General features: G+C 35.0%; 19 protein-coding genes and 1 pseudogene. 6 read left to right on the plus strand and 14 right to left on the minus strand.

What is annotated here, in order from left to right; genetic code table 11:
• Window positions 1–20: 20 nt before the first annotated feature.
• Window positions 21–1,085, minus strand: a complete 1,065-nt coding sequence (serC, locus tag F6U93_RS05225) for a 3-phosphoserine/phosphohydroxythreonine transaminase (protein ID WP_150937525.1) — start codon at window positions 1,083–1,085, stop codon at window positions 21–23.
• 73 nt (window positions 1,086–1,158) lie between these two features.
• Window positions 1,159–2,220 carry an acyl-CoA reductase gene (locus tag F6U93_RS05230; protein ID WP_150937527.1) on the minus strand — a complete coding sequence of 354 codons (1,062 nt, stop codon included), beginning with the start codon at window positions 2,218–2,220 and terminating at the stop codon, window positions 1,159–1,161.
• Window positions 2,221–2,287: 67 nt separating this feature from the next.
• Here F6U93_RS05230 and F6U93_RS05235 point away from each other — a divergent pair, with 67 nt between their 5' ends.
• From F6U93_RS05235 to F6U93_RS05255, 5 genes are all read left to right on the plus strand, one after another.
• The gene (locus F6U93_RS05235) at window positions 2,288–2,641 is read left to right on the plus strand and encodes a 4Fe-4S dicluster domain-containing protein (protein ID WP_150937529.1); all 354 of its coding nucleotides are present in this window, start codon (window positions 2,288–2,290) and stop codon (window positions 2,639–2,641) included.
• Between the two features lie 118 nt (window positions 2,642–2,759).
• Window positions 2,760–3,551, plus strand: coding sequence for a CPBP family intramembrane glutamic endopeptidase (locus tag F6U93_RS05240; RefSeq protein WP_150937531.1), 792 nt, complete (start codon window positions 2,760–2,762; stop codon window positions 3,549–3,551).
• A 111-nt stretch (window positions 3,552–3,662) separates the two neighbouring features.
• On the plus strand, window positions 3,663–4,163 hold the full coding sequence (locus F6U93_RS05245; protein WP_150937533.1) for a hypothetical protein: 501 nt from the start codon (window positions 3,663–3,665) through the stop codon (window positions 4,161–4,163).
• 278 nt (window positions 4,164–4,441) lie between these two features.
• The gene (gene ychF, locus F6U93_RS05250) at window positions 4,442–5,536 is read left to right on the plus strand and encodes a redox-regulated ATPase YchF (RefSeq protein ID WP_150937534.1); all 1,095 of its coding nucleotides are present in this window, start codon (window positions 4,442–4,444) and stop codon (window positions 5,534–5,536) included.
• A 99-nt stretch (window positions 5,537–5,635) separates the two neighbouring features.
• Entirely contained in the window at window positions 5,636–6,136 is a 501-nt protein-coding gene (locus tag F6U93_RS05255; protein ID WP_150937536.1) for an SRPBCC family protein, read from the plus strand.
• Between the two features lie 289 nt (window positions 6,137–6,425).
• Here the strand turns inward: F6U93_RS05255 and F6U93_RS05265 are convergent, their stop codons facing one another.
• Both F6U93_RS05265 and F6U93_RS05270 read right to left on the minus strand, forming a co-directional pair.
• Complete coding sequence (locus F6U93_RS05265) at window positions 6,426–6,755, minus strand: 2Fe-2S iron-sulfur cluster-binding protein (RefSeq protein WP_150937538.1); 330 nt, start codon at window positions 6,753–6,755, stop codon at window positions 6,426–6,428.
• A 184-nt stretch (window positions 6,756–6,939) separates the two neighbouring features.
• Window positions 6,940–7,101: pseudogene (locus F6U93_RS05270) on the minus strand (integrase core domain-containing protein); the annotation flags it as partial.
• A gap of 99 nt (window positions 7,102–7,200) precedes the next feature.
• On the opposite strand from F6U93_RS05270, the gene F6U93_RS05275 reads away from it, so the two are divergent.
• The gene (locus F6U93_RS05275) at window positions 7,201–7,764 is read left to right on the plus strand and encodes an REP-associated tyrosine transposase (protein ID WP_150937540.1); all 564 of its coding nucleotides are present in this window, start codon (window positions 7,201–7,203) and stop codon (window positions 7,762–7,764) included.
• A gap of 147 nt (window positions 7,765–7,911) precedes the next feature.
• Here F6U93_RS05275 and moaA read toward each other — a convergent pair whose 3' ends face one another.
• The 10 genes from moaA to F6U93_RS05325 all read right to left on the minus strand — a co-directional run bounded on the left by moaA (window position 7,912) and on the right by F6U93_RS05325 (window position 15,746).
• Window positions 7,912–8,919: a GTP 3',8-cyclase MoaA gene (gene moaA / locus F6U93_RS05280; protein ID WP_150937542.1), complete on the minus strand. Its 1,008-nt coding sequence runs from the start codon at window positions 8,917–8,919 to the stop codon at window positions 7,912–7,914.
• Between the two features lie 163 nt (window positions 8,920–9,082).
• Entirely contained in the window at window positions 9,083–9,994 is a 912-nt protein-coding gene (gene moaCB / locus F6U93_RS05285; protein WP_150937544.1) for a bifunctional molybdenum cofactor biosynthesis protein MoaC/MoaB, read from the minus strand.
• Window positions 9,995–10,029: 35 nt separating this feature from the next.
• Window positions 10,030–10,395 carry a four helix bundle protein gene (locus tag F6U93_RS05290; protein WP_150937546.1) on the minus strand — a complete coding sequence of 122 codons (366 nt, stop codon included), beginning with the start codon at window positions 10,393–10,395 and terminating at the stop codon, window positions 10,030–10,032.
• Window positions 10,396–10,448: 53 nt separating this feature from the next.
• Window positions 10,449–10,892 (minus strand): molybdenum cofactor biosynthesis protein MoaE, encoded by a 444-nt coding sequence (locus F6U93_RS05295; RefSeq protein ID WP_150937548.1) that lies wholly within the window; start codon window positions 10,890–10,892, stop codon window positions 10,449–10,451.
• Window positions 10,893–10,954: 62 nt separating this feature from the next.
• Window positions 10,955–12,052 (minus strand): HesA/MoeB/ThiF family protein, encoded by a 1,098-nt coding sequence (moeB, locus tag F6U93_RS05300; protein ID WP_150937551.1) that lies wholly within the window; start codon window positions 12,050–12,052, stop codon window positions 10,955–10,957.
• A 211-nt stretch (window positions 12,053–12,263) separates the two neighbouring features.
• Window positions 12,264–12,497, minus strand: a complete 234-nt coding sequence (locus F6U93_RS05305) for a MoaD/ThiS family protein (protein ID WP_150937553.1) — start codon at window positions 12,495–12,497, stop codon at window positions 12,264–12,266.
• Between the two features lie 174 nt (window positions 12,498–12,671).
• Entirely contained in the window at window positions 12,672–13,286 is a 615-nt protein-coding gene (gene mobA / locus F6U93_RS05310; RefSeq protein WP_150937555.1) for a molybdenum cofactor guanylyltransferase, read from the minus strand.
• Window positions 13,287–14,027, minus strand: a complete 741-nt coding sequence (locus F6U93_RS05315) for a sulfite exporter TauE/SafE family protein (protein WP_150937557.1) — start codon at window positions 14,025–14,027, stop codon at window positions 13,287–13,289.
• Window positions 14,028–14,218: 191 nt separating this feature from the next.
• On the minus strand, window positions 14,219–14,557 hold the full coding sequence (locus tag F6U93_RS05320; RefSeq protein WP_150937559.1) for a winged helix-turn-helix domain-containing protein: 339 nt from the start codon (window positions 14,555–14,557) through the stop codon (window positions 14,219–14,221).
• Between the two features lie 10 nt (window positions 14,558–14,567).
• Complete coding sequence (locus F6U93_RS05325) at window positions 14,568–15,746, minus strand: molybdopterin molybdotransferase MoeA (RefSeq protein WP_150937561.1); 1,179 nt, start codon at window positions 15,744–15,746, stop codon at window positions 14,568–14,570.
• Window positions 15,747–15,861 lie beyond the last annotated feature (115 nt).

Below are 15,861 nucleotides of genomic sequence, written 5' to 3' on the forward strand. Positions count from 1 at the left end.
GCGGAAGCGAAACAGCTATATTATGCTTTAGCTTCTAATTCGTTCATGACTTCTACTAGCGCTTTTACGCTATCTAGAGGCAATGCGTTGTACATAGAGGCTCTATATCCACCAACACTTCTGTGTCCGTTTACACCGCTAATTCCAGCTTCTTTGAGCATGGTGTCGAAAGTGTCTTTTAAGCTCTCATCAGTTAAGTTGAACGTTGCATTCATGGTAGAACGATCTTCTTTTGCTGCAAATCCTTTGAATAATGGATTTAAATCAATTTCAGAGTACATTAAGGTTGCTTTCTTTTCGTTTTCTTCTTGAATTCCGGCAATACCAGCTAATCCTTTTAACCACTCTAAAGTTAACATAGAGGTGTAAATAGGAAAAACAGGAGGCGTGTTGTACATACTACCTGCTTTGATGTGTAATTGGTAATCTAAGATTGAAGGGATATCACGAGATACTTTTCCTAATATTTCATCTTTAACAACAACAAGTGTTGTTCCTGCTGGTCCCATGTTTTTTTGAGCACCGGCATAAATGATAGCAAATTTTGAAAAATCTAAAGTTGTTGAGAAAATGTCACTACTCATATCACACACTAAAGGTACATCGGTTTGAGGGATGTCTTTAAACTGTGTTCCGAAAATGGTATTGTTAGAGGTATAGTGTAAGTAATCTAAATCTGAAGGAATTTCAAATCCTTTAGGGATGTAGTTGAAGTTAGCATCGGCAGAAGATGCCACGTCAATAATTTCACCTATTTTTTTAGCTTCTTTAATTGCTTTTCCACTCCAAGCGCCAGTATTAATGTAACCTGCTTTATTTTCTAAAAGATTTAATGCGGTCATGATAAACTGTGTGCTTGCTCCACCTTGTAAAAATAAGGCTGTATAACCTTTTCCTTCTAGACCTAAAAGCTCTAAAGCTAAAGCTCTAGCGTTTTCCATAATCTCAACGAAGTCTTTACTTCTGTGTGAGATTTCAATTAAGGATAATCCACTGTTATTATAATCTACAATTGCTCCTGAAGCTTTTAATAAAACTTCTTGTGGTAAAATACTAGGTCCTGCACTAAAGTTATGTTTTTTCATTTTTCTTGGTAAAAATTAAGATGTAAAGGTCTTAATTAATTCCTTATTTTTAATTAAAAATTCTATAAAAGTTTTATCGAATCGCTAATAAAAATTCAACAGAATCCACATCATCTGCATATTCCCAAAGTTGTGGTTTTTGAGTGGCTCCGAAAGCAATTTCGTTTTTCGTAAATCCGTTAGAGACAATACATTGAATTTGCTGTTTGTTGGCTTCTAGTTTCGCTTCTAATTCGTTTTTATTTTCATAATATTCATAGAAAACAGTCGCGATAGGAGAGGCCAGGCTTTCGTCTTCTTTTATCATAAAAAAACCGTTTTCAAGCATGTCAAATTCACTCATTAAATAGACGGCTTTGTTATAGTCGTAATTATTAGCGTATTTGGCTTTTTCAATGATAGGATGCCAATGGTACATGCCTTCAAAAAAAGCATCAAATTGGTAGCCTTTTGGTATGTATAATTTAGAAACATTGCGACAACCAAGACCGTAGTATCTAAAAATGTCTTCCGATAGGTTTTTAAGATCTTCTTCAGTTTCTTCTCCTGTTAATACAGCAACCGAATTTCTGTTATTTCTAATAATAGAAGGTTTGTCTTTAAAATAATATTCAAAATAACGCGCGGTATTATTACTTCCTGTAGCGATGACCGCATCAAAATTTTGAACTTTGCCTTCCGTTAAGGTGATTCTACCTTTAAACAGAGGCTCTACATATTCCAGATATTTGGCTAGGAAAGGCAATAACTGCTTATCGTTTGATGATTGTTTAACCAATACATTGTGTCCCGTAATTAAAACCGATAAAAAATCGTGAAAGCCTACAAGAGGTATGTTGCCCGCCATTATTATGGCTACTGTTTTTGGGCTAACATTATCAACATGATAAGGTTTTAACCACGTGTTTAAATGGTCAAGTGTTAAGGCTTCAGCCCATGAATTTAATGCAAAGCGGATGTTTTCCTTAGTAAACCATCCGTTGTGTTCTTCGGCTAATTTTAATTGATGTTTAAAGCCATCGAAGAAAATATCATTGTGTTCAACAATATCATTCTTTTCAACAACTTCGTTAGAAAATTGCCTTAAAAAATCTCCTAATTTTATAAAAGCATTAATTCTTTCCTGTAATTGCATCCTGAATTTGGTTATGAAAGGTTTAGGCGTTATTTTTGCTGTTGCAAATTTAGAAAGAAAAAACGCTATGGCAATTATAATAACAGACGAATGTATAAATTGTGGTGCATGTGAACCAGAATGTCCGAATACGGCAATTTACGAAGGGGCAGATGATTGGCGCTACAAAGATGGTACAAGTTTGGATGGAACAGTAGTATTAACAAATGGAACAGAAGTAGATGCTGATGAGGCTCAAGAGCCTATAAGTGATGAGGTTTACTACATTGTACCAGATAAATGTACAGAGTGTAAAGGTTTCCATGATGAACCACAATGTGCGGCTGTATGTCCTGTAGATTGTTGTGTTCCTGATGATGATCATGAAGAAACTGAAGAGGAATTGTTAGCTAAACAGAAATTTATGCATCCTGATGGATAATTAAAATTTAGATATAGATTTAATAAAAAGACTACTTGAAAAAGGTGGTCTTTTTTGTTTTTGTTGGAAACGGTTATGAAAAACTCTACATTTAGTCGGTTAACCCAACCTAATTATTATGAAAAAAATACCTTTACTTCATTTATTACTAGTAGCCGTATTATGGGCTTTTTTTACTTTTATTTATGCTAAAATTTTCGGGAATCCTGGTCAAATGCCACTAGCTGATTTGATTAGCAAAAGTTTTAGTGTCAACTTACTTCTAGCGGCATTAACAGTGACCGTATATAGTTACATACGCCCAGCAAACATAATAGTAGGGCTAAACAAAATAAAAACTAAGAAAAATTGGATTTTAATTTACCCCATTTTTATAATTGTTTTATCACTTTTTAGTAGTGGTTTAAATGGAGTGTACGCTAATTTTGATAGCTATAAGTGGGCGTTAATCAATTGTCTATTTGTTGGGATATCAGAAGAATTAATGTTTCGCGGTGTTTTATTAAGTAGTTTAACAAAAAAAATAGGCTTTATAAAAGCAGCTTTAATTGTTATTTTCCTGTTTGGTGCCATTCATGTTTTGAATGTGTTTACAACAGGAGAACTTGGGCAAGGAATTGCGCAGGCTTGTATGGCCATGAGTTCAGGAATACTATTTTTGGCCGTTAGAGTTAAAACATTAAGTATTATTCCAGCTATTATTTTACACGCCTTATGGGATTTTGCAGCCTTTACCATGGCAACAATTCCTGAAGGAGAAAGTGTAGAAGGTGGTGCGGCAACCTTAGGGGTTTTAGTAAGCTTACTATTCGCTGCTAGCCCAATTATCTTAGGAATTTTGGGTGTTATTCAGTTAACTAGAAAAAATGCTGTAGCCGAATTTGTAAAAACACAAGAGGCCGCTATTTAAAATTAAACTTATATTTGACTAAAATATCCTGAGCTTTTGCTTGGGATATTTTTTTTAACCTTGATTAAACTATTGCAAAATAATTTAGTCTAACCCCAAAAAAAATATAGTATGACAAGTAAATGGATGCGTATAATACATCGTTATTTAGGCTTTTTCTTAATTGGAGTGATGATTGTTTACTCTTTAAGTGGCGTTATTTTAATTTTTAGAAATACCGATTTCTTAAAAAGTAAAACTGAAGTAGAAAAAACAATAAAACCAAATTTAGGAGGTGAAGCCCTTGGTCGATCCTTAAAAATTAAACGTTTTAAGGTAGAAAAAGTAAAAGGTGATTTAATTTTGTTTAAAAATGGCCAATACAATAAAACGACAGGGGTTGCTAATTACACTAAAGCCGAATTACCTTATGTGCTTAATAGAATGACGCATTTACATAAAGCCACGTCACAAGAGCCTTTATTTTGGTTGAATGTGTTTTCTGGGGTGTCCCTTTTCTTTTTTGCGGTATCATCTTTCTGGATGTTTATGCCTAAAACTAAAATCTTTAAAAAAGGCATGTACTTCACTGCTTTTGGAGTCGTGTTAACACTAATAATGTTGTTTATATAAGGCGGTATTTTTGTTTTATAGTCATTATCATAAAATCTTGAGTTTACCGCTCAAGATTTTTTTTATTTCGTTTAAAAGGGGGTAGTTCATTTTTGATTCAAGAGTGAATTTAATAATCATAAGAGATTTAGTTTGCATTAAGCTAGATTTTAAAGATTCAATAATTAAAGCTTAAAATTGTTACAAATAATAATAAAGGAATTAACTACATTTGCACTCGCAAAATAAACTTTGTTATAAAGATTTCCGTTTTCACGGAAATGAAAAAAATAGTTCACATGAAAGCAGGTATAGTAGGATTACCAAACGTAGGAAAATCAACGTTATTCAATTGTTTATCAAATGCTAAAGCGCAGAGTGCTAACTTTCCGTTTTGTACCATTGAACCAAATATTGGCGTGGTGAACGTTCCAGATCCGCGTTTAGAGAAATTAGAGTCTTTGGTAAACCCAGAGCGCGTGTTACCTGCAACTGTAGAGATTGTGGATATAGCTGGATTAGTAAAAGGAGCGAGTAAAGGTGAAGGTTTAGGTAATCAATTTTTAGCCAATATTCGTGAAACCGATGCGATTCTTCATGTGTTACGTTGTTTCGATAACGATAATATTGTTCATGTTGATGGTAATGTAAACCCTATTCGTGATAAGGAAACCATTGATATGGAGCTTCAGCTTAAAGACCTTGAAACGGCTGAAAAGAAATTAGATAAAGTAAAACGTGCTGCTAAAACCGGGAACAAAGAAGCCCAAAAGGAAGAAGCTGTTTTATTAAAAATAAAAGAAGCTTTAGAAGAAGGAAAATCTGTGAGAGCTTTAGAGTTTTCAGAAGAAGATTATGAAGAGTTTGTAGTGCCATCACAGTTTATTACCGATAAGCCTGTAATGTATGTATGTAATGTTGATGAAGGTGCTGCGGTTACTGGAAACGCTTATGTAGAGCAGGTTAAGGAAGCGGTTAAAGACGAAAATGCTGAGGTACTTGTTTTGGCTGTTGGAACCGAAGCTGATATTAATGAATTAGAAGATTACGAAGAGCGCCAAATGTTTCTTCAAGACATCGGGTTAGAAGAAGCAGGTTCTGCTAAACTTATCCGTGGAGCATATAAATTATTAAATCAGCAAACTTACTTCACTGCTGGTGTTAAAGAAGTGCGTGCTTGGACGGTTGATATTGGAGCTACTGCACCACAAGCCGCAGGTGTGATTCATACTGATTTTGAAAAAGGATTTATTCGTGCTGAGGTGATCGCTTACAATGATTATGTTGAGTATGGTAGTGAAGCAAAAGTTAAAGAAGCAGGAAAAATGCGTGTAGAAGGAAAGAATTACATTGTGAAAGATGGCGATGTCATGCATTTCTTATTCAACGTGTAAATGTAAGGTTAAACCTTTTTGTTAAAAGAAAGTTAAATTTTGTTAAGACAAGAATTTGATTATTTTTGCGAAACAAACAAGACCAACTTAACCTAATTAATGCCTACAATCCTTTTGGAGTCAGAAATCAATTCTGATGTGAAAACCTGTTTTGACTTAGCTCGAAACATTGATATCCTCAAAGAGTCTTTAAAACGAACCAATGAGATTCCTGTTGCTGGGAAAACTTCTGGGCTTATAGCTAAAGGGGAGTGGATTAGCTGGGAAGCGAATCATTTTGGTGTCGTTCAGCATCTTACCACCAAAATTGTGGCCTTTGATAGCCCTAATTATTTTGTAAATGAAATGGTTTTAGGCGTGTTTAAGTCCTATCGTCACGAACATATTTTTGAGGAAAAAGGAGATATTACCATCATGACAGATAGGTTTATTTTTGAATGCCCTTACGGGATCTTAGGAAAACTAGTGGATTGGCTTTTTATGAAGCGTTATATTACGAAACTCTTGAAGTCACGTGTTAAAATTTTAAAGTTTATAGCGGAAAGTGAAAATGCTACAGATTATACCTCACCTTATTTATCCCCAATGAGAGAAGTTTGAAATTAAGCTTCTACCTTTTTTTTTATTGTTATAGTGATAAGTGATATAATCATATTTTAGTTCTCATTTTTTACTTAAAAAACATCAAATACTTTTTTAATCAGTTACTTTATTCACTCGTTCTACACTATTCAAAATTGAAAGAGATAGACGAACGATACTATCTGAAATACAAGTTAAATCATGAGGTGCGTTTTCATCTAGAGCTTTTTGTTTGTAGTAAATCAGTTATCGCTGGTTTGTTTTCTTGATATACAAGGTCTTCTATTATTGATGCCGTATTCATAATTTATATGTTTATGTTGTTATCTGTAATAATTTTAAAAGTGTGGTTATTAATTTTTTCATCGAGCATAATTTGGCAAGCTAAACGACTGTATTTATCCATATTAGAAATGTTTTCTAGTGTTTCTTTTTCAACGGGTTCTACGAAATCATTTAATGGACCAGATTGCAATTTTACATGACAGGTGCCACACAAGCCTCTGCCTAAGCATTCTCCAATATCTTCATAATAGGTCTCAACAATCAACTCCATAAGGTTGGGGTATTCAAATCGCCTAAAAGGAATTTCAATAGCCTTATTGTTGGTCGTTATTATGTTTACTTTATAAATCATTCTTAATGATATGATAAATTTGTCTTAGCTAAAGTAAGTCTAAATTTCATAAAGGACAAATTTATCCTAATTAAATTTTTGTGGTTTTTCAGGAGCTTTTATTGAACTCATAACGGAGCCGATAGCGCTCGACGGTGTCGGGTGCCGTAACTGGACTACCTAATAAATTTGGTACTATTTTATATTAAGCAGCTTTGTTAATAAATCCTTTTAATTGTGATCCTTTTTCAAGAGGTGTCATGTATCCTAAACTAGAATGTAATCTTTTTGTATTATACCAGTTTAAATATTGCTCAATAGATTTGTATAATTGATTATAAGAAGTATACCTAAATCTATTAATCCACCTCCGATAGCGCTCGACTGTGTCGGGTGTCGTAACAGTTGTAAAAGAAATAATACAAAAGCTACTTTAAAAATAGAGTAACTTTTGTATTTTTAGGGAATGAGTAGGAAGTACAAATTTCATAATAAGAGCGGCTTGTATTTTGTAAGCTTTGCTACAGTAAATTGGATAGATGTATTTACGAGACAATTGTATTTTACAGTGTTAGCAAACAGTGTAGATTATTGTAGACAGAAGAAAGGCATGGAATTATACAGCTATTGTTTTATGCCAAGCCATGTACATTTTGTATTTAGATCTGCCAATGAACAGCCAATGGAAATGATAAGAGACTTTAAAAAATATACGTCTAAAAAAATAATAGAAGCTATAGAAAATAATCCGCAAGAAAGTAGAAAAGAGTGGTTGTTGTGGATGTTTGAGAGAGCAGGGAAAAAGCAGAGAAATGTGACCAAATATCAATTTTGGCAACATCATAATATGCCAATTGAATTATGGAGTGAAAAAGTAATAAAGCAGAAAATAGATTATATTCATAATAACCCTGTTGAAAGTGGGTTTGTAACTAATGCTATTGATTGGAAGTATTCAAGTGCTAGAAATTTTCAAAACGACCATACAGTTTTAAAAATTGATGAAACGGGTTTTATGTTGTTGGAATAACTTTTCTTCTTCGGTTTACACTAAAGTAAAAAGGCATACTTATAAGTACAGATTATTCTTATATTTATCGGCACCCGACACAGTCGAGCGCCAGCAAAAGCGTAGGGTTAAACGCTTAAACAAATAAACACTTCAACAAAATAACATCTACCCACCAATAGCCGTCATACTCCTGTTTTTAGTGTGTAATTCGGGCTCCTGAAGCTTTTTTAAGGTATCCATACCACCACGGACTTTAAATTTTGAAAGCACTGCTTTTTGTATGATAGGTTCAATCGATTTTCCTTCTCGTAAAGAGGTTAATAAATCTGATTCTCCAGATGAAAACAAGCAGTTTTTTAGTTGTCCGTTAGCGGTTAAGCGCAAGCGGTTACAGGAATCACAAAACGGATTACTCACCGAGCTAATAATAGCAAAAGAACCTTGGTAACCATTTATTTTATAGTTTTTAGAGGTGTCGTTTGGTGCGTCTTGTAAGCGTTCCACTTGGTTTTCTTCAAAAGCCTCATGGACTAGTTTCATAACTTCAGCATAAGAAACCATTTTACTCATATCCCATTTGTTGCCATCAAACGGCATAAACTCAATAAAACGTACCGAAACCGGTAAATTTTTCGTGAAGTTTATAAAGTCGATGATTTCATTTTCGTTGAAATCTTTCATTAAAACGGCATTGATTTTTACCGTAAAACCTTCTTTAACTAGCAGTAGAATGTTATCATAAACTCTTTTGAATTCATGGCGCCTGGTAATGTGTTTAAATTTACTTTCATCTAAAGAATCTAAACTCACGTTTATTTTGTTAACCCCGTATTTTTTTAACACGGGAATAAACTTATCGATAATCACTGCATTAGATGTGATAGATAATTCCACAGGAAGCGTAGCAAGTTTTTCAAGTATAACAGGAATGTCTTTTCTAATTAAAGGTTCACCACCTGTGAGTCTAATTTTAGTCACACCGTTATCAACGAAGGTTTTCGCAATTTGGTAAATCTCCTCGTAAGTCATCAAATCACTTTTAGGCGATAAGGTAACCCCTTCTTCTGGCATGCAATACGTACAGCGTAAATTACAGCGTTCAATTAGGGAAATACGTAAATACGCATGATCTCTACCGTGGGAATCTTGTAATATGTTTGTGTTTTTGCTCATTTCTTTTTTATTGTTGAATCGTTTAACTGTTTATTCGTTTAATCGGTTAAACAGTTAAACGCATCAACGATTAAACTTTTTTCGATTGATTCAACCTTTTTTCTGTTTATTCGTTTCATTGTGTAATCAGTTAAACGATTTAACGCATCAACGATTAAACATTTTAGTCATGTCTCGCTCCCTTTAAAATACGAAAACTATGCAAAACCCCAGGGAAAATCGCATCCATAGATTCTTTAGCACCGTTTGTTGAACCTGGAAGCGCTAGAACAAGTGTGTCTTCAATAGTTCCAGCTACACTGCGTGACAACATAGAAAACGGCGTGCGTTCTTGTCCGTAACTACGAATAGCTTCTTCAATACCGGGAATACGTCTATCTAAAATAGGAATTAAAGCTTCTGGCGTCACATCTCTACCTGAAAGCCCTGTGCCACCAGTATAAATCACCATATCGATACCTCGTTCTTGGTAGCTTTTTGCTTTTTGTTGAATGACTACTTTTTCATCTGGAATAATCACGTATTCAGAAATTTTCACACCACATGATTCTAGTTTAGCAATAATCGCTTTTCCTGCTTTATCTTCTTTGTGACCAGCCGAAATGGTGTCACTACAAACCACGACTGCTGCGGATAAATCTTTTCTGAATTTGTCATTAAAGTCAGATTTACCACCTTTTTTATTTAGCAATTTAATAGCGTGAATTTCGATGCCTTTATCAATAGGTTTAAGCATGTCGTACATGTTCAAAGCCACAATGCTCGCGCCATGCATAGCTTCCACTTCAACGCCAGTTTTGTATATGGTTTTTACGGTAAAAATCACCGAAATCTCTAAGTCGTTTATTTCGTATTCCACACCTGTAAACTCAATAGGTAAGGGATGGCAATCCGGTAAAATATCTGGAGTACGTTTTACGCCTAAAAGTCCAGCTGCTTTACTCATAGCAAACACATTGCCTTTAGGAACCGTATCGTTATTAATAGCTTCAATAGTTTCTTGCTTACTAACTTTTACCACGGCTTGTGCTACTGCAGTTCTTAGTGTTGTGTATTTGTGGGTGATGTCAACCATTTTTTATGATGTTGTTTGTTTATTCGTTTAATCGTTTATTTGTTTAACTGTGACCGTCGTAAAGCGTTTAATTTGTTTGCGATTTTCTCAATTTCACTTCTAATGACTTGGTAATTATTGTCATCAATGAAATTTAATTCTTTGGCTATTATTATTTGATTTAAAACTTCCATTAGAGAGCTAAAAGCTATTGTTGTGAAGTGTGCTTTATCTTTATTTGTATTTCTAGATGTGCCTTCAGCCAAATTAGATGCAACAGAAATGGAAGCACGTCGTAATTGATTGGTTAATCCGAATTTCTCTTCACTTGGAAAATTCCGAGTAACTTGATATATGATTTTTACTAATTCCTTGGAATCTATCCAAACCCTTAATTTTTCAAATGAAAACGTATGTAACATAATTTATGATCCGGTTCAACGATTAAACAAATACACGGTTAAACAAAAAACACCTATGTGTTTTTTTTCCATTGATGTGTTTCGTCTTCAAAAATCTCCTTTCCAAAAACGGGAACATCGGCTTTGATCGCTTCAACAATGTATTCTAAGGCTTCAAAAACCACTTTGCGCCTTGGTGAGGATACGAATACGAATAAGCAAATTTCACCTGCTTTTACTGTGCCTAAACTGTGGTAAATGTGCATGCAGGTAAGGTCGAACTTTTCGAAAGCAGCTTCGCGAATCTCGTGAAATTTTTGGTTGGCCATGTCTTCATAGGCTGTGTATTCAATGGCGGCAACGATTTTTCTGTCGATATCATCGGCACGCACTTGGCCTAAGAAAATATTATGGGCACCAATACTTGTTTTGGTTTGATGTTTGTATATCGAATTTCCTATGAATTCAGAGGAAATCGCGCCGTATTTAAAGATGTTTTTAGGTTTTTTAGTTTCCATGGTTTATGTTTTTTCAAACCCTTCAGGTTTTTAAATCCTGAAGGGTCTTGTTATTATAAATTTTATGATTTCACTGGTTTTTCCTCCAATTGCGCATTCAAATAATCATTAATTTCCGCAGCACCTTCAATCAGACTAAAACAATTTGTAATACCCAATTCTTCAAGTCGTTCTACAGCGTGTTCGCTTCGTATTCCTGCCTGACAAAAAACATATGCCTTTTTAGAAGGGTCGATGTTGATATACTCGTCTTCCAGTTCACTTAAGGGAATATCAATTACTGAAACGCCTTCAACTTTTGGTTGTTCATGAGCTTCGCGAACGTCTACAAATTGTATGTTTTCGTTTATTTTAATGTCTGTAATAGAAACAGAAACGGGTTCTAATGCACAATTTACGGGTTCAACATGTTTTTTATGGAAGTTTGCTTTGTCTTTTAAAACCGACTGAATCGCTTCTTCGGAACGTTGAATTTTTAAAATGTGGTTTTGAAGCGTTAGAGCATTATAACACAGTAATTTCCCAGAAAGCACTTGCCCAATGCCTAAAATAATTTTTAAAACTTCATTGGCTTGCATGGTACCTATAATACCTGGAAGTACGCCTAGTACACCAATTTCAGAACAGTTGGGCACGGCTCCTTGTTCTGGAGGGTTTGGGAACAAACAGCGGTATGAAGGACCGTTTTGATAGTTAAACACCGAAACTTGACCTTCAAACTTATAGATAGACCCGAAAACAAGCGGTTTATTGGTGATGACGCAGGCATCATTTACTAAATAGCGCGTTTCAAAATTATCGGAACCATCTACAATGATATCATACTGTTCGAATAAAGCAATGGCGTTTTTATGTGTTAACTTTTCAGGATAGGTGTTAATGGTGATGTCACTGTTTAAATCGGCTAAGCGTTCTTTGGCAGCAAGGGCTTTATTTTGTCCTAAGGAAGCCGTTCCGAATAAAACCTGACGCTGTAAATTGGAAAGGTCTACCGTATCAAAATCGATAATACCGAGCGTTCCAACCCCAGCCGCAGCAAGGTATTGCAAAATCGGGCACCCAAGTCCGCCAGCGCCAATAGCCAATACTTTAGCTTTAGAAATTCTATCTTGACCTTCTTGGCCAATTTCCGATAAAATAATATGTCTGTTGTATCTCATAATTTTTATTCCTGCGAAGGCAGGAATCTCATCCTACCTATTAATTCTTTTTATTTATCTAAAGTTTTATACTAAAGAGAAATGATTGATGTTTAGCGTGTGTCATATTGAGCTTGTCGAAATGTTGAAACACTAAATTCAATTAATTATTTGTTTAATCCTTCAAAATCGGCTAAACGATTAAACAAATAAACAGTTAAACAATTTTTCATCATCCTCCCGCAAAAGGCGGTAACAAAGCAATTTCTGCTCCTGATAATTCAGTGTCCAAAGTTACCAATTCTTGATTTTGAGCCACCTGAAATTCCTTCAGTTTTAAACCGCTGTATTTTGAATGCAGTAGGTCTAAAAGTTCAGATATAAGGTTACCAGAAAAGGTTAAAGACTCTTCATCTTTCTGAGTGATTTCAGCAATTTGTCCGAAATATTTAATGGTTAAAATCATCTTTCAATTGAGACCTTCTAAAAAGTAAAGTTGTCGTCAACCTGAACTCCTGCCTGCCGGCAGGCACGGGGATTCAGGTTCTCATAATAATTGGTTATCAATATGATGCGATTCTGAAATAAATTCAGAATGACGTACTCTAATACTTTTTGTACAGCGTCCTTATTTTTATAGTTATCTAATCGTTTTATTTGCACAATCGAGTAAATCGTTAATATTATCCTTCAATTGTTTTAATTCTTCTTGGGTATTCACATTCATAGTCGTTTTTTCATCCTTCGATTCTAAAACCACATTTTTTACTTTACAGGTATTTACGGCAACACGCAAACGTCTTTCATTTTCTTCAACTAATTTTCTAAAAATAGAACCACACGATTTTTTATATAATGCAATCAAAGGCATAGATTTTCCTTGGCTTTCAATTTGAATGATATCATGCTTATTATTAGTATTTTGAATAAGTTTCTCTAAAACTTCAGTGGTTATTAGTGGAATATCACAGCTTAAAACTAGGTTAAAAGTGGTTTTAGAAGCTTCTAAACCTGCTGAAATTCCTGCTACAGGTCCTGCATTTTTAATGGAGTCTGTAATTCTTCGGTATCCAAATTTATCATATTCCGAATGGTCGGAAACAATAATGATTTCAGAAACAAGAGGTTCAAGCGCATCAATACTGTATTGCACAAATGGTTTTCCGTTAAGGTTTAAAAAACCTTTATCAGAACCCATACGGCTACTTTTTCCGCCAGATAAAATAATGCCTGTAATGTCTTTTTTTTCTATCATTTATGTGAAAAATAATTTAGCACATGCTATACTAAGCACAAAGGCTAAAATGTATCGTAATTTGCTGTTGTTTATTTTTTTACTGCCGTAGTAACCGCCTAAAATTCCGCCAACGAGCGCAATAGCTACTAAAAGAAAACTCTCTTTTTCAATAGTCACACCACTACTTATTTGTCCGATTAACCCAGCCACCGAGTTCACCCAAATAAACAGTGCCGAAACTGCTGCGGCTTCCTTCATTTTACCCCAGTGTAAAAGTAAAATGACAGGGGTTAAAATAATACCACCACCAATACCAATAAGTCCGGAGAAGAATCCAATTATCCCACCAACAATGAGCCCTTGCCAAAGTTTAATGGCTTTTATTTTGTCGCTTTCTTTTCCGAAAACATTCAGCATTTTTAAAATGGCGAATATGAGCAGAACCGCTAATATCTTTTTGTAAATAGAAGCGTCGACTTCAATAGTGCCGCCTAAAAAAGCCAATGGAATAGAAGCCATGGCGAAATAGGTGAATAGCCTTTTATTGAAATATCCGGCTTTATAATAATAGTAAAACGATATGCCTGCCACGAATAAATTCAGCAATAAAGCTGTGGGTTTCATAGATTCAGGAGCAAAGGAAAACAGTGCCATCAATGCCAAATAACCACTCGCACCACCATGACCAACACTCGCGTAGAGGAAAGACACCAAGGGGAGTACGGCTAGGAAGAGGTATATGTTTTCGTTTTGGAGCATTTTTTTTTGAGTTTCAGAGTTTCAGAGTTTCAAAGTTTCAAAGTAGCAGAGTTACAGAGTTACAGAGTTTCAAAGTTTGAGGTTTGTAATGTGTTGGTTTATGTTGTTTCATTTTTTTAGTTATTATGTAGCTTCTTTGCCTCTTAGAGACTTTGCGACTTTGACTCCTAGAAACTTTACTACTCTCCTCCTCATAACTCCTCAAACTTAGCGAGCTGTTCGTCCAAAAACTTCCAGCAATCTTTGTTTATTTCGTCAAAAGTGTTAATCAGTTTTTGGCCATATTCGGTAAGTTCTACACCGCCGCCGCCTTTGCCGCCAACAGAGTTTATGGTTACAGGTTCCTTGGCCGATTTGTTTACGGAATCCAACAAACCCCAAGCTTTTTTGTATGAAATATTTAAAGATTTTGCACCTTTTGAAAGCGAACCATTCTCTTGAATGGCTTTTAGTAAATGCACGCGACCTTCGCCGAGAAGCACGTTGTCATCAGATTCTATCCAAATGCGGCTTTTAATTTTATATCCCATAGTTTGTTTTTTATTGCGGAAGAATAATGACTTCAACGGTATCACCTTCATTGATTTCTGAAACTTCACCAGGCATATGTACCAATGCGTTTGAAAGGGCAAATGTTTGAAGCATAGATGAATTTTGACCTTCTAAAATTTCAACTTGGTTTCCTTGGTGTATGGCTTTTAAAAATTGCGGACGGTCGCCACGTTTTTTAAAGCTGGAAACAGATGTTGCTTCAACTCTTGGGAGTTCTGTTTCCTCTCGATTCATTAAGTTTTGCAAAGCAATGTAAACGTACACATAGAAACAGGTGAGTGCCGCAGCAGGATTCCCCGGAAGGGCAAAAATTTGTGTGTCTTCTTTTTTTCCGTAGAATAAAGGTTTTCCAGGCTTTTGTTTTACCTTATAGAAAAGCTCCTTAACATTTAATTCGCTTAATGCTTTGCCAACAAAATCGTAATCACCTACCGAAATTCCTCCTGTTATTAAGACCAGGTCATTGTCGTTTATGGCTGTTTCTAAAGTGGAAACGGTTTTATTGTAATCATCTTCAACTTTATATAATGTGATGTCGTAAAACTTCAAGTTATAAAGAGCGCTTAGAAGCATTCTTGAATTACTTTCGTAAATTTTTCCATGCGTGAGTGCTAGTCCGGGTTCAATAAGTTCGTTCCCTGTGGTTACCAGTGCAATATTTGGTTTTTTATAAACCGAAACTTCAGTGATTCCTAAAGATAAGAGGTAGCCAATGGCAGCGGGAGTGAGTTTCGTACCTTTTTTTAAGGCCATGTCTCCGGTCTTAACTTGCTCGCCAAGCAGACGAATATTCAGCTCTAAATCAATTTGATGCTCGATGTCTATCGTTTTACCATGATTTTGCACTTTTTCTTGCATCATTACGGCATTGGCAGAATCAGGAACGGCTGCTCCTGTAAAAATACGTACCGCTTCTCCTGGGTTTAATTGAAACTGTTGGCTATCACCAGCTTTAATTTCTCCTGTTAATTTATAAGATAGTTCATCATGAAGATTTAAGGCATAACCATCCATCGCTGATTGCCTAAACGGCGGCATGTTAATGGGTGATTTTATGTCTTCAAATAGCAAATAACCACCAGCTTTTTCAACGGGTTTAATGCATTTTTCTACAAGTGGTTTTCTTTGGTTTTTTACTCTAGAAATGGCTTCGGAAATAGAAATCATGGTATTTGGCTTCGTTATGTCTGCGCAAATATAGCGAATTCATTTTTTTTTGATATATGATCAATGTCAGTTTATTCATTTTTTATTTAACATAATTTTATCATATCTTTAAAGA

The sequence above is a fragment of the Pseudotamlana haliotis genome (assembly GCF_008806375.1).
Lineage (GTDB): Bacteria > Bacteroidota > Bacteroidia > Flavobacteriales > Flavobacteriaceae > Pseudotamlana > Pseudotamlana haliotis.

What these genes read in the sequence shown, in the direction of transcription:
- serC (WP_150937525.1), bottom strand. Translation starts at nt 1,085, where the DNA reads ATGAAAAAACATAACTTTAGTGCAGGACCTAGTATTTTACCACAAGAA.
- F6U93_RS05230 (WP_150937527.1), bottom strand. Translation starts at nt 2,220, where the DNA reads ATGCAATTACAGGAAAGAATTAATGCTTTTATAAAATTAGGAGATTTT.
- F6U93_RS05235 (WP_150937529.1), top strand. Translation starts at nt 2,288, where the DNA reads ATGGCAATTATAATAACAGACGAATGTATAAATTGTGGTGCATGTGAA.
- F6U93_RS05240 (WP_150937531.1), top strand. Translation starts at nt 2,760, where the DNA reads ATGAAAAAAATACCTTTACTTCATTTATTACTAGTAGCCGTATTATGG.
- F6U93_RS05245 (WP_150937533.1), top strand. Translation starts at nt 3,663, where the DNA reads ATGACAAGTAAATGGATGCGTATAATACATCGTTATTTAGGCTTTTTC.
- ychF (WP_150937534.1), top strand. Translation starts at nt 4,442, where the DNA reads ATGAAAGCAGGTATAGTAGGATTACCAAACGTAGGAAAATCAACGTTA.
- F6U93_RS05255 (WP_150937536.1), top strand. Translation starts at nt 5,636, where the DNA reads ATGCCTACAATCCTTTTGGAGTCAGAAATCAATTCTGATGTGAAAACC.
- F6U93_RS05265 (WP_150937538.1), bottom strand. Translation starts at nt 6,755, where the DNA reads ATGATTTATAAAGTAAACATAATAACGACCAACAATAAGGCTATTGAA.
- F6U93_RS05275 (WP_150937540.1), top strand. Translation starts at nt 7,201, where the DNA reads ATGAGTAGGAAGTACAAATTTCATAATAAGAGCGGCTTGTATTTTGTA.
- moaA (WP_150937542.1), bottom strand. Translation starts at nt 8,919, where the DNA reads ATGAGCAAAAACACAAACATATTACAAGATTCCCACGGTAGAGATCAT.
- moaCB (WP_150937544.1), bottom strand. Translation starts at nt 9,994, where the DNA reads ATGGTTGACATCACCCACAAATACACAACACTAAGAACTGCAGTAGCA.
- F6U93_RS05290 (WP_150937546.1), bottom strand. Translation starts at nt 10,395, where the DNA reads ATGTTACATACGTTTTCATTTGAAAAATTAAGGGTTTGGATAGATTCC.
- F6U93_RS05295 (WP_150937548.1), bottom strand. Translation starts at nt 10,892, where the DNA reads ATGGAAACTAAAAAACCTAAAAACATCTTTAAATACGGCGCGATTTCC.
- moeB (WP_150937551.1), bottom strand. Translation starts at nt 12,052, where the DNA reads ATGAGATACAACAGACATATTATTTTATCGGAAATTGGCCAAGAAGGT.
- F6U93_RS05305 (WP_150937553.1), bottom strand. Translation starts at nt 12,497, where the DNA reads ATGATTTTAACCATTAAATATTTCGGACAAATTGCTGAAATCACTCAG.
- mobA (WP_150937555.1), bottom strand. Translation starts at nt 13,286, where the DNA reads ATGATAGAAAAAAAAGACATTACAGGCATTATTTTATCTGGCGGAAAA.
- F6U93_RS05315 (WP_150937557.1), bottom strand. Translation starts at nt 14,027, where the DNA reads ATGCTCCAAAACGAAAACATATACCTCTTCCTAGCCGTACTCCCCTTG.
- F6U93_RS05320 (WP_150937559.1), bottom strand. Translation starts at nt 14,557, where the DNA reads ATGGGATATAAAATTAAAAGCCGCATTTGGATAGAATCTGATGACAAC.
- F6U93_RS05325 (WP_150937561.1), bottom strand. Translation starts at nt 15,746, where the DNA reads ATGATTTCTATTTCCGAAGCCATTTCTAGAGTAAAAAACCAAAGAAAA.